Below are 15,568 nucleotides of genomic sequence, written 5' to 3'. Positions count from 1 at the left end.
TGCGCGAACACGTCGAAGACCTGGTCGAGCCGTGGGTGGTCGGGGATGGACGCGGCGGCCTGCGCGGCCTCTATGGCCCGTCGTACCGTCGGGTCGGCGGGTCGCCGGGTGGCCTCGGACCGTGTGGCGGCGCCCCGTGTCCGACGCCCGTCCCGCGCCACGAAACCGTCCGGCAGCCCGTTCGCGTCAAGCACCTCGGCCTCGACGACCTCGGGCAACGGCACCTGCCTGACGAGGACTTCCTGCCCGCTGTAGGTGTCAAAGGCCCGCGTCTCGGGCTGTTCGAACTCATCGGACGGCAACAGCGGCAGGCGGTAGCGGTCGGCGAGTACCCGCCCCGCGTATTCCTCCACGATGCCTCCCCCGGCCGGCCGTGCTGCTCAATTCCGTTCGCCATACGTCCCGTTCTGCACGCGTACGGTCCGCAACCACTCACGATACGTGCCGGAGGCAATTCGCAAAGAGGGGATTCGAGATCTCACGGCCTCAACTCGGAAGCGCGGGCATCACGATTTCGGCTCGAAGGTCTCCGTGAAGGTCCGCCATGTCTCCTTGCGCAGCCCACTGTCCCAATTCGACGCTTTCGCCGTGTACATGAGCCCGTATCCGAGTTGGTCGTCGACGACGAACCCCCGGTCCACCGACCGATATCGCGTCCCGCCCTCGGTGTAGGTGAACTCCCAGTCGGCCGTGTTCCAGCCCCGGTAGTTCACCTTCGCTATGCGGATCCGGTCGTACTGCGAGCGCGTCATGTACTGCTCCTGGTTCGTCCAGTCCGCCACGGGATCGCTCTTGGGCGTACTGGTCCATCCGACGAGCAGCTTCTGCCCGCCGGGCCCCGCGAACCTGGCCCCCGCGGCACCCGTGGACTCGTACTTCCACCCTTCGGGCAGTCCGATGGAGAAACCCTGCCCACTCATGTACGGGGACACACCCGCGGACCCACCGGACGCACTCGCCGACGTCCTGGGCGAGTTCCCCGAGCCCGCTGCCGTGCCCGAGCCGGTGCCGGTGCCCTTCGTGACGTCGGCGCTCTGCCCGCCGTCGGCATGGGCGCCCTCGCCCGCGCCCTTCCCGTTGCCCTTCTTGTCCCTCTCGTCCTTCTTGGTCCTGGCGGAGGCGGAGGACGCGGACGTCACCTTGTCATCGCCCCTCTTCGCACCGCCCGCGGAACCGTCGGTGGACTTGTCGCCCCCGAGCACGAGGGCCAGCACCACGCCGAGCACGATGACCGCGACGACGACCACGACGATCACCAGCGTGCGCTTGGGCACCACATCGGTGAGCGGCGCCCTGGGCGCGGACCGAGGCGGCAGATCCGGCGGCGGGACCACGGGCCACCCCGAACCACGCGCACCCGCACCGGCGTTGCCGCCCTGCGCCCGGCTGTCCCGAGCCTGGCCGTCCCGGGCACCGGGAACAACGGGCCGCTGGGCGGCGCCCCCGGCCGGCTTGCCGGATTCCCTCGCACCGCCGCTCCGCACAGCCTCGTCCGCCCCACCGGCGGCAGCCGCAGGCCCGGAGATCGTGGTCTCCGCATTCGCGGCGGCCCCGGACGCTCCTCCGCCCCCGGAAGAGCCCTTGGTACCGGCAGAGTCGGCGGACTTCGTACGCACCGCCGCCCCCGCCCCGGCACTCGCACCGGCAGCCACGGCCGCCTTCTTCGCGGAGCGGAAGGCTCCCCGGAACCGCTCACCGGCGTCCTCGCCCCGCCTGGCCCCGGCGGCCGAGTCGGCCGGACTCCCGCTGTCCGCGCCCTTGTCCGCCCGCTTGCTCCCACCGGGGACGGGCGGCAACGGCACGACCTTCGTGACATCCACCGGCTCCGGCTCGGCCGAATCGCGCTGCGGCGCGTGGATCACCGCGTTGAGCATCGAGCGCGCACCGGCGTCGTCGAGCCGCTTGTCGGGATCCTTGGTGAGCAGGCCGTAGATCACGTCCCGCAGCGGGCCCGCGTTCTTCGGCTCCTCCAACTGCTCCGTCATCACGGCGGTCAGGGTCGCGATCGCGGACCCCTTGTCGTACGGCGGCACGCCTTCGACCGACGCGTACAACAGGCCGCCGAGCGACCAGAGGTCGGCAGCAGGGCCGGGCTTGCGTCCCCGGGCCCGCTCCGGCGAGATGTAGGAGGGGGCGCCGACGAGCATGCCGGTCGAGGTGATCGACGGGTCGCCCTCCACCTGGGCGATACCGAAGTCGGTGAGGACGACCCGGCCGTCCTCGGACATCAGCACGTTCGACGGCTTCACATCGCGGTGCAGGATGCCCTCGCGGTGCGCGGCCCGGAGCACGTCGAGAATCGCCAGGCCCACCTCGGCCGCGCGCCGCGGCTCCAGCAGCCCGTCCTCACGGATGACCTCGGCGAGCGACTTGCCCTCGATGAGCTCCATGACGATCCACGGCCGGTCGTCCTCCTCGACCACGTCGAAGACGGTCACGGCGCTGTTGTTGCGGATCCGCGCGATCGCCTTGGCCTCGCGCAGCGTCCGCGTGATCAGGCGCCGCTTCTCCTCCTCGTCGATGCTGCCCGGGAACCGCAGCTCCTTGACGGCGACCGTCCGGCCGAGAGTCTCGTCCTGCGCCCGCCAGACGGTGCCCATGCCGCCGCGGCCGAGGACTCCTCCCAGCCGGTACCGCCCGGCGAGGAGACGCTCACTCCTGTCCTCACGGGATGCTCCCGCCCGCTCCGCCTCCGACATGCGTCCCCTCATGCAACCCGCCCTGACAGAGCCTCCATTGTCCCTCACCCGACAACCGGCCGATGCCCCGGGTGCCCCTGGGGAGGGGCGGCGGCGCGCGGCGGGGGAGACCGCATGAGGCAGTCGAATCGCCGTCCCACCTGCTGTCACTGTCTTTCCCCCTTCCCGAATGAACACGGCCTGAGCGCGGAACCGGACCTGGAACCGGCCCCGCCCGCCGCCCAGTTCTGCCCTCGCACCCCGTAGAACGGACGGGTGCCGGGCAGAGATCCCAGCTCGCGACACTCGTTCGAGTGATGCGCAGGAGTTCGAGAAGTGGCCTGGAAACGGCCGGCAAGCCTTCGGAAAACTGCCGGGGAATCACCGGGAAACCGCCGCTGAGCCCCCAGGAGGACACCGGAGGTGCGAAACGCGCCGTGCGCGCCCGGTAGTTGCGGGGGCGTCAGAACGGCACGATGTCCGGCGCACCCAGCCGAGCGGCGTCCGCCGTCAGGTCGTCGGGCTGGCGCTGCGACTCGCGCTCCGCCTCCACCCGCTTGTCGTAGTGCTCGACCTCGCGCTCGATCTGGTCCTCGTCCCAGCCGAGGACGGGCGCCATCAGCTCCGCCGCCTCCCGGGAACTGCGCGTCCCCCGGTCGAACGTCTCGATCGAGATCCGGGTCCGCCGCGTCAGCACGTCGTCCAGATGCCGCGCGCCCTCGTGCGAGGCGGCGTACACGATCTCCGCCCGCAGATAGTCCTCCGCCGCCTGTAGCGGCTCCCCGAGAGCGGGTTCCGCGGCGATCAGGTCGAGGACCTCCTGTGCCAGCGAGCCGTACCGGTTCAACAGGTGTTCCACACGCACCACATGGAGGCCGGTGCGCGCGGCCGTCCGCGCCCGGGAGTTCCACAGCGCGCGATAACCCTCGGCGCCCAGCAGCGGCACGTCCTCCGTCACGCACTCGGCGACCCGCTGGTCGAGCCCGTGCACAGCGGCGTCGACCGCGTCCTTGGCCATCACCCGGTACGTCGTGTACTTGCCGCCCGCCACCACCACGAGCCCCGGCACCGGATGCGCCACGGTGTGCTCGCGCGACAGTTTGCTGGTGGCGTCGGACTCACCGGCGAGCAGGGGTCGCAGCCCCGCGTACACGCCCTGGACGTCGTCCCTGGTGAGCGGCACGGCGAGCACCGAGTTCACATGTTCCAGCAGATAGTCGATGTCGGCGCTGGACGCGGCCGGGTGGGCCTTGTCGAGGTCCCAGTCGGTGTCCGTCGTCCCGACGATCCAGTGCCGGCCCCAGGGGATCACGAACAGCACGGACTTCTCGGTGCGCAGGATCAGCCCGGTCGTGGAGTGGATCCGGTCCTTGGGCACGACCAGATGGATGCCCTTGGACGCCCGGACGTGGAACTGTCCACGCTCGCCGACCATCCCCTGGGTGTCGTCGGTCCACACCCCGGTGGCGTTGACGACCTGCCGCGCGCGGATCTCGTACTCCCCACCGCCCTCGACATCCCGCACCCGGGCTCCGACGACCCGCTCGCCCTCCCGCAGAAAGCCGGTCACCCGCGCGCGGTTGGCGACCTTCGCGCCGTACGCCGCCGCCGTACGCACGAGGGTGGCCACATAGCGGGCGTCGTCCATCTGCGCGTCGTAGTACTGCAACGCTCCGACCAGCGCGTCCTTCTTCAGGGCGGGCGCGACACGCAGGGCGTGACGGCGGCTCAGATGACGGTGGGCCGGCAGTCCCCGCCCGTGCCCGCGGGCCATCGACATGGCGTCGTAGAGCGCGACGCCGGCACCCGCGTACAGCCGCTCCCAGCCCTGGTGCCGAAGCGGATACAGGAACGCCACCGGTTTCACCAGGTGCGGGGCGAGCCGCTCCAGCAGCAGTCCGCGTTCCTTCAACGCCTCGCGCACAAGGGCGAAGTCGAGCATTTCCAGATAGCGCAGGCCGCCGTGGATGAGCTTGCTGGATCTGCTCGACGTGCCCGACGCCCAGTCACGGGCCTCCACCAGACCCGTGGACAGGCCACGGGTCACGGAGTCGAGCGCGGTGCCCGCACCGACCACACCCGCACCGACCACCAGCACGTCCAGCTCACGCTCGGCCATCGCTGCCAGTGACTCGGCGCGCTGTGCCGGTCCCAGTGCCGCTGTCCTCATCGCTGCCTCCCGCTGTCGGTCACGCCGGCCGCCTCCGTACGACCGGCCGACCGTGGCTCCGCCGTACGACTGCGTCTGCCCGAATCCCCCTGCCCGAATTCTGACCGGGTTGCCCGACTTCGGCCACCACCCGCCCTCAGCCTGTGGACAACCGACACGGAAACACCTGTGGAAACTCGCCCACCCAATCACGCATATCGGTCATATTTACTCCTAGTCTGACATTGCGCTCGCTCGTTCTGTCCACAGGGCTTGCGCACCTGTCCCGCTTCGGCTACTGGGAAGGACGGCCCACGCATGCCCGCAGACCTCGCCGTCATCGGACTCGGACATCTCGGCCTGCCGCTGGCCCAGGCCGCCGTGGCCGCCGGCATCCCCACCCTCGGGTACAAGACCGGGCCGGAGGCCGGTTCCCTGACGGCCGCCGAACTGCGCCGGATGCTCTCCAGGGGCTTCCGGACGGCCGTCAGCCCCGCCGAGCTCGGCCGCGTACGCACCGCCGTCATCTGCGCGCCCACCCCGCGCGGCGCCGACGGCACCCTGGACCTCAGCCAGGTGGAGGCAGCCGCCCGCACCCTCGCCGCCCGGCTGCGCCCGCACACCACGGTGATCCTGGAGTCACCGGTACACCCCGGCACCACGGAGGAGTTCCTGCGGCCCCTCCTCGAAGAGGGCTCCGGCCTCCGCGCGGGCCGCGACTTCCACCTCGCCTACTCCCCCAGTCGCGTCGACCCCGGCAACCGCGACTTCACCCCCGCCAACACCCCCAAGGTCATCGGCGGTCTCACCCCCGCCTGCACCGAGTCGGCCGCCGCCTTCTACGGGCGGCTCACCGACAAGGTGGTACGCGCGCGTGGACCCCGGGAAGCGGAAACGGTCCAGCTCCTGGAGACCAACTTCCGGCACGTCAACATCGCCCTCGTCAACGAGATGGCCGTCCTCTGCCACGACCTGGGCGTCGACCTGTGGGACGTCATCCGCTGCGCGGAGACCAAGCCGTTCGGCTTCCAGGCCTTCCGCCCCGGCCCCGGCGTGGGCGGCCACGCGGTCCCCCAGGACCTCCACGGCCACACCGGCCGCACCCTGCGCATGGTGGAACTCGCCCAGCAGGTCAACAACCACATGCCCCAGTACGTCATCCAGCGCGCGGCCACACTCCTCAACGAGCACGGCAAATCAGCCCGGGGCGCCCGAGTACTCCTCCTGGGCGTCACCTACAAACCAGACCTCGCCGACCAACAGGGCTCCCCCGCCCAGGAGATCGCCATCCGCCTGATGGAACTGGGCGCCTCCGTCAGCTACCACGACCCGCACGTCCCGTCCTGGAGCGTCCTGGACCGCCCCCTCCCGCGCGCGGACTCCTTCTACGAGGCGGCGGCGGACGCGGACCTGACGATCCTCCTCCAGCAACACCGCACGTACGACCTCCAGGGCCTGTCGGTGAAGGCACAGCTACTGCTGGACACGCGGGGGGCCACGCCTACGGGGGCGGCGCATCGGTTGTGAAGGGGGGCGCGTGGGGCGCGGCGGGCTCCACGGGTGGTGGCAAGCGGCTCCCCGCGCCGGTACCGTGGAAACAGGTGGAGCCCACCGCAGCGGGTACTGCGGCAGGCTCCTGTTGGTGATCGAGTGTCCACCCCTAGTCTCTATAGGGGTGGCCGCTCACCAACCGTAGGTCCACGAAAGACACCTCCTCCGGAACTTCACCAGCCGAAGCCGAATGCGATCCCAGCGGGTGGGTTTGCGGTGACGGCCCATGAGCGCGCCCCCTTCCATGACGCCGCCCAGTAGCCCGGTGGACGGTTCAACTGGAGCTCGGGGCCGGGCCCCCGGGTCATCGGGTCCGGAATCGTGCTCCTTGGAAGGGGGCGCCCCAGAGAACGGGTCGCCAAGAAGGACACTGACGTCGGTGACTCCCCTGACCAGCCCGTATCTGCCCCGAACGCAACCGCGCGCCCGCACCCCGCAACACGCGCCCCCGCTCCGGGCAGCCAAAAGGGGGCCGGTCACCTCTGCAGGTGACCGGCCCCCTTTTCAGGTCCCGAATGCCGTCGTACGGGCTACCGCATATGCGTAGAGTCCGCCACCGTAACCTCGACCCGCTGGAACTCCTTCAGGTCGCTGTACCCCGTGGTCGCCATCGCGCGGCGCAGGGCACCGAAGAAGTTCATCGAACCGTCCGGGATGTGCGAGGGGCCCGCGAGGACCTCCTCGATCGTGCCGACCGTGCCGAGGTCGACCTTCTTGCCGCGCGGCAGCTCCTCGTTGACGGCCTCCATGCCCCAGTGGTGGCCCTTGCCGGGCGCGTCCGTGGCGCGGGCCAGCGGGGAGCCCATCATCACGGCGTCGGCACCGCAGGCGATCGCCTTGGGGAGGTCGCCGGACCAGCCGACACCGCCGTCCGCGATCACGTGCACGTACCGGCCGCCGGACTCGTCCATGTAGTCGCGGCGGGCGGCGGCCACGTCGGCGACCGCGGTGGCCATCGGGACCCGGATGCCCAGCACGTTGCGCGTGGTGTGCGCGGCGCCGCCGCCGAAGCCGACGAGCACGCCGGCCGCGCCGGTGCGCATCAGGTGCAGGGCGGCGGTGTACGTGGCGCAGCCGCCGACGATCACCGGGACGTCCAGCTCGTAGATGAACTGCTTCAGGTTCAGCGGTTCGGCGGCGCCGGAGACGTGCTCCGCGGAGACCGTCGTACCGCGGATGACGAAGATGTCCACGCCCGCGTCGACGACGGCCTTGGAGAACTGGGCCGTGCGCTGCGGGGAGAGCGCGGCGGCGGTGACCACACCCGAGTCGCGCACCTCCTTGATGCGCGCGCCGATCAGCTCCTCCTTGATGGGGGCCGCGTAGATCTCCTGGAGGCGGCGGGTCGCGGTGTCCGCGTCCAGCTCGGCGATCTCGTCGAGCAGCGGCTGCGGGTCCTCGTACCGCGTCCAGAGGCCTTCGAGGTTCAGGACGCCGAGGCCGCCCAGCTCGCCGATGCGGATCGCGGTGGCCGGGGAGACGACCGAGTCCATGGGTGCCGCCAGGAAGGGCAGCTCGAAGCGGTAGGCGTCGATCTGCCAGGCGATCGAGACCTCCTTCGGGTCGCGCGTACGACGGCTGGGGACGACGGCGATGTCGTCGAAGGCGTACGCCCTACGGCCGCGCTTGCCGCGCCCGATCTCGATCTCAGTCACGTGTGTGGCCTTTCCATCCTTGGTTGTGCGCCTCCCAGTATCCCCGACGGGCACGACAAAGGCGGTCCCGGAGTACCTCCGGGACCGCCTCTCGCACGTCCGGTTACCGCTCGCGCCTACTTGCGGCTGTAGTTGGGCGCCTCGACCGTCATCTGGATGTCGTGCGGGTGGCTCTCCTTGAGACCCGCCGACGTGATGCGGACGAAGCGGCCCTTGGTCTCCATCTCGGAGACGGTGGCGGCGCCGACATAGCCCATCGTCTGGCGCAGACCGCCGACGAGCTGGTGCAGCACGTTGGCCAGCGGACCGCGGTAGGGCACCTGGCCCTCGATGCCTTCGGGGACCAGCTTGTCGTCGGAGCCGACGTCGGCCTGGAAGTAGCGGTCCTTGGAGTACGACTTCGCCTGGCCGCGCGACTGCATGGCGCCCAGCGAGCCCATGCCGCGGTACGACTTGAACTGCTTGCCGTTGATGAACTGCAGCTCGCCCGGGGACTCCTCGCAGCCCGCCAGCAGGCTGCCCAGCATCACGGAGTCGGCGCCGGCGGCGAGGGCCTTGCCGATGTCGCCGGAGTACTGCAGGCCGCCGTCGCCGATCACCGGGATTCCGGCGACACGGGCCGCGAGGGCCGCCTCATAGATGGCCGTCACCTGCGGTACGCCGATGCCGGCGACCACGCGGGTGGTGCAGATGGAGCCGGGGCCGACGCCCACCTTGATGCCGTCGACGCCCGCGTCGATCAGGGCCTGGGCGCCGTCGCGCGTGGCCACGTTGCCGCCGATCACGTCGACGTGGACGCTCGACTTGATCTTCGACATCCAGCTCAGGGCGTTGCTGTTGTGCCCGTGCGAGGTGTCGACGACCAGGAAGTCCACGCCCGCCTCGGCGAGCGCCTGGGCGCGCTCCAGCGCCTCGGGGCTGGCCCCGACGGCCGCGCCGACGATCAGCCGGCCCTCGGAGTCCTTGGCGGCACCGGGGTACTTCTCGGCCTTGACGAAGTCCTTGACCGTGATGAGGCCCTTGAGGACACCGGAGTCGTCGACGAGGGGGAGCTTCTCGATCTTGTGGCGGCGCAGCAGCTCCATGGCCTCGGTGCCGGTGGTGCCGACCTTGCCGGTGACCAGCGGCATCGGGGTCATGACCTCGCGGACCTGCCGCGAGCGGTCGGTCTCGAAGGCCATGTCGCGGTTGGTGACGATGCCGAGGAGCTTGCCGCTGCCGTCCGTCACCGGGACGCCGCTGATGCGGAACTTGGCGCAGAGCGCGTCGGCCTCGGCCAGCGTCGCGTCGGGGTGGACGGTGATCGGGTCGGTGACCATGCCGGACTCGGAGCGCTTCACGAGGTCGACCTGGTTGACCTGGTCCTCGATGGACAGGTTGCGGTGCAGTACGCCCACGCCGCCCTGCCGGGCCATGGCGATCGCCATGCGCGACTCGGTCACCTTGTCCATCGCCGCGGAGAGCAGCGGGATGTTGACACGGACGTTGCGGGAGATGAGGGACGAGGTGTCGACCGCGTTGGGGAGCACTTCGGATGCGCCCGGCAGCAGCAGCACGTCGTCGTAGGTCAGCCCGAGTGTCGCGAATTTGGCGGGCACTCCGTCGACGTTGGCAGTCATGACACCTTCCCCAAAGCCTTGATCGGTGCGGATGTCCATGCTAACGGGAAGCGCGGGTCCCGAATTCCACGATTCGAGGTGCCCTCAGGCTTCGTACGTTCGTACGGGATCGCCGCTCCGGCCGTTCAGGCAGCGGCCAGGACTACTGTTCCGCCAGCGCCCGGAGCCTGCTCAGCGCGCGATGCTGGGCCACGCGCACCGCGCCGGGTGACATTCCCAACATCTGGCCCGTCTCCTCCGCCGTGAGGCCCACGGCGATGCGCAGGAGGAGCAGTTCGCGCTGGTTCTCGGGGAGGTTGGCCATGAGTTTCTTGGCCCATTCGGCGTCGCTGCTGAGAAGGGCGCGCTCCTCGGGGCCCAGCGAGTCGTCGGGGCGTTCGGGCATCTCGTCCGAGGGGACCGCCGTCGAGCCGGGGTGGCGCATCGCGGCGCGCTGGAGGTCGGCGACCTTGTGCGCGGCGATCGCGAAGACGAACGCCTCGAACGGGCGTCCGGTGTCGCGGTAGCGGGGCAGGGCGAGGAGTACGGCGACGCAGACCTCCTGCGCCAGGTCCTCCACGAAGTGGCGCGCGTCGCCCGGAAGTCGGGACAGCCGGGTGCGGCAGTAGCGCAGCGCGAGGGGGTGGACATGGGCGAGCAGGTCGTGCGTTGCCTGCTCGTCCCCGTCGACGGCGCGGTGGACGAGCGCACCAATCACCCCATGGGCATAAGCCGCCTCGTCGTCGCGCATCGGACCATGGTGCCTTGGCGTCGCTCTCTCCGTGGCACCGCGTCCGCTGTTGTGCACCGAAGCGTTATGAGCAGGTGCGCCGGAACTCATCTCCTGCGCCCTCCCCTTCCGCTCGTCCGACTCGTCCCCGAGGAACTCCACACCTCAAGGATGCGGCATCCGCGGCGAAACGAGCAGCGGGCACCCGGCGGGCCGTTTCGCGAGCCCCGCCCACCGTGCGGCAGGCGGGGACTTCTTCACCCCCGGCGAGGTCCACTTAGCGGACCAGACCCCACCGGAAACCGAGCGCCACCGCGTGCGCGCGGTCCGAGGCGCCGAGTTTCTTGAACAGGCGCCTGGCGTGCGTCTTCACCGTGTCCTCGGAGAGGAACAGTTCGCGTCCGATCTCCGCGTTGGACCGGCCGTGGCTCATGCCCTCCAGGACCTGGATCTCGCGCGCGGTGAGCGTGGGCGCGGCGCCCATCTCGGCCGAGCGCAGCCGGCGCGGCGCGAGCCGCCAGGTCGGGTCGGCCAGCGCCTGCGTCACCGTGGCCCGCAGTTCGGCGCGCGAGGCGTCCTTGTGCAGATAGCCGCGGGCTCCGGCGGCGACGGCGAGCGCCACGCCGTCCAGGTCCTCGGCGACGGTGAGCATGATGATGCGTGCTCCGGGGTCGGCGGACAGCAGCCGCCGGACCGTCTCGACGCCGCCCAGACCGGGCATGCGTACGTCCATCAGAATCAGGTCCGAACGGTCGGCACCCCAGCGGCGGAGGACTTCCTCGCCGTTGGCCGCCGTGGTCACGCGCTCTACACCGGGCACGGTCGCGACCGCGCGGCGGAGCGCCTCTCGGGCAAGCGGGGAGTCGTCGCAGACGAGGACGGATGTCATGGCCGCCCTCCGCAGCTGATGCGCGTCACCTTGAGCCTCCAGGCTGGTACTAATCGTCACCTGTGCGGTTGACGCTCGACCGATTTTCCCGGCAGTGGGTACTGCCGCCCGTCCGAGCGCTTGTTCCTCCAACCGCCTCCGCACTCTCAACGACGGTCACTCGAAAGAGTTACGGGGCCGTGTGTCGTGTTCGGCACTCTACGTGAGGGCGCGCACACGGTGCAGACATGCGCAACAGACCCTCAACGTTTCAACACAACCTATGCCCCATTTAGCCGTTTTTCTTCCCTTTTATTGGTGTCTGAGGCTAGATTCGCAATGAGTCATATTTTCATCTCCTTAGATCGTAGTTGTACGGTCGGGGGCACCAACTCAGCCCAGAACGGCAACAAGGGGACACGCAATGGCAGACTTCTCCCGCCTTCCCGGTCCGAACGCGGACCTCTGGGACTGGCAGCTCCTCGCGGCCTGCCGCGGGGTCGACAGCTCGCTCTTCTTCCATCCCGAGGGAGAGCGCGGTGCGGCACGGAGCGCTCGTGAGAACTCGGCCAAGGAGGTCTGCATGAGATGCCCGGTCCGCGCGCAGTGCGCGGCGCACGCGCTGGCGGTGCGTGAGCCCTACGGCGTGTGGGGCGGACTGACCGAGGACGAGCGCGAAGAGCTGATGGGGCGGGCACGCAACCGGCTGGTGTCGGCGTCGGCCGGCGGCGCGCACCTCGGTTCGAACAACTGAAGGAACGTTTCTTCCCCGACCGGGACCAGAACCCGGGCCGGAACCGGGGTCGAGGCCGGGGCCGGGGCCTTCTCAGGCCCGCGCCGCCGCACGCGCCAGATGCTCCAGTGTCGCCGCCACCGCCGGCACCTGTGCCAGGTCGGGCAGGGTCAGCGCGACGATCTCCCGCCGCACCGCCGGCTCCAGCGTCACCGTGCGCGCACCCCTGGGCCGTACGGACTCGACGGCGAGCCGGGGCAGAACCGCCACACCCAGACCCGCGCCGACCAGGCCGATCACCGCGGGGTAGTCGTCGGTCGCGAAGTCGATGCGCGGGGTGAAGCCCGCGTTCTCGCAGGCCTCGACCAACTGACCCCGGCAGCGCGGGCAGCCGGCGATCCACGATTCGGCGGCGAGTTCACCGAGGGCGACCGACTCCGCGCGGGACAGCCGGTGCCCCTCGGGTACGAGGCCGACGAGCCGGTCGGTGAGGAGGGGGCGGACCACCAGGTCGTCCCACTCACCGGCGTCGGCCGCGCCCTCGTACCGGAAGGCCAGGGCCACGTCGCAGTCGCCGTCGCGCAGCAGTTCGACGGAGTGCGGGGGTTCGGCCTCCTCCAGGGAGACCCGGGTGCCGGGGTGGGCGGCGCGCAGGGCGGCGAGCGCGGTAGGGACGAGGGTGGAGCTGCCGCTGGGGAAGGAGACCAGCCGGACCCGCCCCGCCCGCAGGCCGGCGATCGCGGCGACCTCCTCCTCCGCCGCGGTGAGCCCCGACAGGATGCCCGCCGCGTGTCGCACCAGAGCCTCGCCGGCCTGGGTCAGGCGCATCTCCCGGCCTCCGCGGATGAGCAGCGGGGTGCCGACCGAGGCCTCCAGCGCTTTCATCTGCTGGCTCACCGCGGGCTGGGTGCAGCCCAGTTCGCGGCCCGCCGCCGAGAAGGAGCCGGTGGCGGCCACGGCACGCAGGACGCGGAGATGACGGGCTTCGATCATTTCCCGATCATAAGTGATCCTTGGGGATGTTGGCGAATAATGCGGTGATGCTTTGGGCAAGACTGACTTAGCGTGTGGTCGTGGTCATGAATGCGGGGGCGAAGTGACGAAGACGAATACGGGGGCGAGTGCCGTGATGCGGGTGCTGTCGGTGAACGTGGGGCGTGCTCGGTCCGTTCCGTACACGGATCATCCGGAGGGCACGGCCATCGACAAGCGGCCGGTGGACGGACCGGTGCGGGTGACCGCGCCCGGGCCCAAGGGGATCGGCGGCAGCGGTCTGGCCGGGGACACGGTGTGCTCGAAGGAGCACCACGGCGGCGACGAACAGGCGGTGTACGCGGTCGCACGCGAGGATCTCGACGACTGGGAGCGCGAGTTGGGCCGCCCGCTGAGCGACGGGATGTTCGGCGAGAACATCACCACGCGGGGGCTGGACGTGTCCGGTGCCCTGATCGGTGAGCGTTGGCGGATCGGTTCCGAGGTGGTCCTCGAGGTCACCAGCGGGCGGATCCCCTGTGCGACGTTCCAGGGCCATCTGGGTGAGAAAAGGTGGGTGAAGCGGTTCACGGAACGGGGTGCGCCGGGCGCCTATCTCCGGGTGATCGAGCCGGGCGGGATACGGGCGGGGGACCCGGTCGCCATCGTGCACCGGCCGGACCACGACGTGACGGTCGCCCTGTACTTCCGGGCGCTGACCACCGAGCGGGCACTGATGCCCCAACTGCTCGCGGCCGGTGCGGCACTGCATTCGGAGGCGACGGCTGCCGCTCACGAATATGTGAGGAAGTACGGCTGACGCGTGGCAACGGCACGGCTGCTGACCATGGATTACGCCGGGTCCCCAGACAGGGACTTCACGATCGGGAGGGAGCGGGCGGGGGGCGGACACGCACAGCCGGGGTCACTAATGTTGCGCCATGACAACGGCTCTGATTACGGGATCGACCGCGGGAATCGGCGCCGCGTTCGCGCGGCGGCTGGCGGCCGACGGCCACAATCTCGTCCTGGTGGCGCGGGACGCCAAACGGCTCGGCGAGCAGGCGACCGAACTGCACGACCGGCACGGCATCGAGGCGGAGGTGCTGAGCGCCGACCTCGCGACGGACGCCGGCATCGAGGCGGTGGCCGCTCGCCTCGGCGACCGCAAGAACCCCGTCGACCTGCTGGTCAACAACGCCGGCTTCGGCAACAAGGGCCGCTATCTCGACGTGTCGATGGCGGACGAGCTGCGCATGCTCAAGGTGCACTGCGAGGCCGTGCTGCGGCTGACCAGCGCGGCGACCGAGGCCATGCGGGAGCGCAGGCGCGGGGGTGTCGTCAATGTGGCGTCCGTCGCCGCCTTCGTGCCACGGGGTACGTACGGGGCGTCGAAGGCGTGGGTCGTGCAGTTCACCCAGGGGGCGGCGAAGGACCTGGCGGGCAGCGGGGTGCGGCTGATGGCGCTGGCTCCCGGTTTCGTGCGTACGGAGTTCCACGAGCGGGCCGGGATGGGCACGGACAACATCCCGAACTGGATGTGGCTGGACGCGGACAAACTGGTCGCGGCGGCGCTCGCCGATCTGGCCCGGGGCAAGTCGCTGTCGATTCCGGATCCGCGTTACAAGGCGCTGATGGGCGTGGTGAAGGTGACGCCCAGGTCGCTGCTGGGCGGGATCTCGTCGAAGACGGGCCGGAAGTACGGTCCTCAGTGACCCGGTTACGGGCCGGTGTGAAAGAGGTGGTGCCGCGACTCCGGTGGGAGTATGGAGAGAGGTACCGGACCCAGGGGGGCCGGAGGCGGCGCCATGACATTCGTACAACTGATTGACTGCAAGACCAGTCGGTTCGACGAGATGAACCGGCTGATGGACACCTGGGTCGAGCAGACCAAGGGAAAGCGGTCCGCGACGCACACGATGATCGGCAAGGATCTGTCGGACTCGTCGCACTTCGTGGAGATCGTGGAGTTCCCGTCGTACGAGGAGGCGATGCGGAACTCGAACCTTCCGGAGACCGACAGGATCTTCCGGGAGATGGTCGCCCTCTGCGACGAGATGCCGACGTTCACGGATCTGGACGTGGTGCGGGACGAGCAGTTGTGCGCGGCGACCTCGCGGCGGTTCTTCGAGGTGATCGCGATCAGGGGCGAACTGCCTCCGCTCAACGACCTGTTCGTGGAGAACTATCACGAACACGACCCGGCAGCCGAGCAGGATGTCATCGGGCTGGACGCGGCCCGGCGCACGATCCAGATGTGGCGTGAGGGCTTCGACTTCGCGTTCACCGTGCTGGACCAGATCGCCCAGGGTGACCGGGTCTGCACCCGCTGGACATGGAACGGCACCCAGCGGGGCGACTTCCTCGGGATTCCCAGCAGCGGCGAGAAGGTCTCGATGACCGGCATGACCATCCACCGGTTCGACGAGAACGGGAAGATCGTCGAGGGCTGGTGGGAGTACGACCGGCTGGGGCTGATGGCGCAGCTCGGGGCGCTGGACTCGCTGGAGCAGTAGAGAGACAGTAGCGAGACAGAGGGGCAGAGAGCTGTTGGGTGTGTGCGTTCGGGGGTCAATGACCGCCCGCGAAGGGAGAAACCCCCCGTTCCGGCCAGGAACGGGGGGTTTCTTCGTG

12 protein-coding genes and 1 pseudogene are annotated in these 15,568 nt (G+C 70.0%); 5 read left to right on the top strand and 8 right to left on the bottom strand.

The genetic code is table 11. From position 1 onward, the window contains the following. The 3 genes and pseudogenes from AOK08_RS19585 to AOK08_RS19575 all read right to left on the bottom strand — a co-directional run. Positions 1–353 (bottom strand): annotated as a pseudogene (locus AOK08_RS19585) (serine/threonine protein kinase); the annotation flags it as partial. Positions 354–506: 153 nt separating this feature from the next. Next, positions 507–2,699, bottom strand: a complete 2,193-nt coding sequence (locus tag AOK08_RS19580) for a serine/threonine-protein kinase (protein WP_055527584.1) — start codon at positions 2,697–2,699, stop codon at positions 507–509. Between the two features lie 442 nt (positions 2,700–3,141). Beyond that, positions 3,142–4,848 (bottom strand): glycerol-3-phosphate dehydrogenase/oxidase, encoded by a 1,707-nt coding sequence (locus AOK08_RS19575; RefSeq protein WP_055527583.1) that lies wholly within the window; start codon positions 4,846–4,848, stop codon positions 3,142–3,144. A gap of 297 nt (positions 4,849–5,145) precedes the next feature. On the opposite strand from AOK08_RS19575, the gene AOK08_RS19570 reads away from it, so the two are divergent. After that, the gene (locus AOK08_RS19570; RefSeq protein WP_055527582.1) at positions 5,146–6,354 is read left to right on the top strand and encodes a nucleotide sugar dehydrogenase; all 1,209 of its coding nucleotides are present in this window, start codon (positions 5,146–5,148) and stop codon (positions 6,352–6,354) included. A gap of 554 nt (positions 6,355–6,908) precedes the next feature. Here AOK08_RS19570 and AOK08_RS19565 read toward each other — a convergent pair. From AOK08_RS19565 to AOK08_RS19550, 4 genes are all read right to left on the bottom strand, one after another. After that, positions 6,909–8,033 (bottom strand): GuaB3 family IMP dehydrogenase-related protein, encoded by a 1,125-nt coding sequence (locus tag AOK08_RS19565; RefSeq protein ID WP_055527581.1) that lies wholly within the window; start codon positions 8,031–8,033, stop codon positions 6,909–6,911. Between the two features lie 116 nt (positions 8,034–8,149). Further along, positions 8,150–9,652 (bottom strand): IMP dehydrogenase, encoded by a 1,503-nt coding sequence (guaB, locus tag AOK08_RS19560; RefSeq protein WP_055527580.1) that lies wholly within the window; start codon positions 9,650–9,652, stop codon positions 8,150–8,152. 142 nt (positions 9,653–9,794) lie between these two features. Next, entirely contained in the window at positions 9,795–10,382 is a 588-nt protein-coding gene (locus tag AOK08_RS19555) for a sigma-70 family RNA polymerase sigma factor (protein WP_053741094.1), read from the bottom strand. 256 nt (positions 10,383–10,638) lie between these two features. After that, positions 10,639–11,250 carry a response regulator transcription factor gene (locus AOK08_RS19550; protein ID WP_003948568.1) on the bottom strand — a complete coding sequence of 204 codons (612 nt, stop codon included), beginning with the start codon at positions 11,248–11,250 and terminating at the stop codon, positions 10,639–10,641. A 403-nt stretch (positions 11,251–11,653) separates the two neighbouring features. Between AOK08_RS19550 and AOK08_RS19545 the strand changes: the two genes are divergently transcribed. Beyond that, positions 11,654–11,983 (top strand): WhiB family transcriptional regulator, encoded by a 330-nt coding sequence (locus tag AOK08_RS19545; protein WP_055527579.1) that lies wholly within the window; start codon positions 11,654–11,656, stop codon positions 11,981–11,983. Between the two features lie 72 nt (positions 11,984–12,055). Here the strand turns inward: AOK08_RS19545 and AOK08_RS19540 are convergent, their stop codons facing one another. After that, positions 12,056–12,955 carry a LysR family transcriptional regulator gene (locus AOK08_RS19540; protein ID WP_055527577.1) on the bottom strand — a complete coding sequence of 300 codons (900 nt, stop codon included), beginning with the start codon at positions 12,953–12,955 and terminating at the stop codon, positions 12,056–12,058. Between the two features lie 136 nt (positions 12,956–13,091). Here AOK08_RS19540 and AOK08_RS19535 point away from each other — a divergent pair, with 136 nt between their 5' ends. From AOK08_RS19535 to AOK08_RS19525, 3 genes are all read left to right on the top strand, one after another. Then, positions 13,092–13,754: an MOSC domain-containing protein gene (locus AOK08_RS19535; protein WP_055527575.1), complete on the top strand. Its 663-nt coding sequence runs from the start codon at positions 13,092–13,094 to the stop codon at positions 13,752–13,754. Between the two features lie 121 nt (positions 13,755–13,875). Continuing rightward, a complete protein-coding gene (locus AOK08_RS19530) occupies positions 13,876–14,649 on the top strand; it encodes an SDR family NAD(P)-dependent oxidoreductase (RefSeq protein ID WP_055527573.1) in 774 nt (257 codons plus the stop codon). Positions 14,650–14,742: 93 nt separating this feature from the next. Then, positions 14,743–15,450, top strand: a complete 708-nt coding sequence (locus tag AOK08_RS19525; protein ID WP_055527569.1) for an ester cyclase — start codon at positions 14,743–14,745, stop codon at positions 15,448–15,450. Positions 15,451–15,568 lie beyond the last annotated feature (118 nt).

The organism is Streptomyces graminilatus, assembly GCF_001418565.1.
In the GTDB taxonomy this organism is placed as follows: domain Bacteria; phylum Actinomycetota; class Actinomycetes; order Streptomycetales; family Streptomycetaceae; genus Streptomyces; species Streptomyces graminilatus.
This window is presented reverse-complemented; position numbering and strand designations above follow the sequence as displayed.

Bases quoted from the DNA above. Each gene is read 5' to 3' on its own strand.
- AOK08_RS19580 (WP_055527584.1), bottom strand. From the start codon at position 2,699: ATGTCGGAGGCGGAGCGGGCGGGAGCATCCCGTGAGGACAGGAGTGAG.
- AOK08_RS19575 (WP_055527583.1), bottom strand. From the start codon at position 4,848: ATGAGGACAGCGGCACTGGGACCGGCACAGCGCGCCGAGTCACTGGCA.
- AOK08_RS19570 (WP_055527582.1), top strand. From the start codon at position 5,146: ATGCCCGCAGACCTCGCCGTCATCGGACTCGGACATCTCGGCCTGCCG.
- guaB (WP_055527580.1), bottom strand. From the start codon at position 9,652: ATGACTGCCAACGTCGACGGAGTGCCCGCCAAATTCGCGACACTCGGG.
- AOK08_RS19555 (WP_053741094.1), bottom strand. From the start codon at position 10,382: ATGCGCGACGACGAGGCGGCTTATGCCCATGGGGTGATTGGTGCGCTC.
- AOK08_RS19550 (WP_003948568.1), bottom strand. From the start codon at position 11,250: ATGACATCCGTCCTCGTCTGCGACGACTCCCCGCTTGCCCGAGAGGCG.
- AOK08_RS19545 (WP_055527579.1), top strand. From the start codon at position 11,654: ATGGCAGACTTCTCCCGCCTTCCCGGTCCGAACGCGGACCTCTGGGAC.
- AOK08_RS19540 (WP_055527577.1), bottom strand. From the start codon at position 12,955: ATGATCGAAGCCCGTCATCTCCGCGTCCTGCGTGCCGTGGCCGCCACC.
- AOK08_RS19535 (WP_055527575.1), top strand. From the start codon at position 13,092: ATGCGGGTGCTGTCGGTGAACGTGGGGCGTGCTCGGTCCGTTCCGTAC.
- AOK08_RS19530 (WP_055527573.1), top strand. From the start codon at position 13,876: ATGACAACGGCTCTGATTACGGGATCGACCGCGGGAATCGGCGCCGCG.
- AOK08_RS19525 (WP_055527569.1), top strand. From the start codon at position 14,743: ATGACATTCGTACAACTGATTGACTGCAAGACCAGTCGGTTCGACGAG.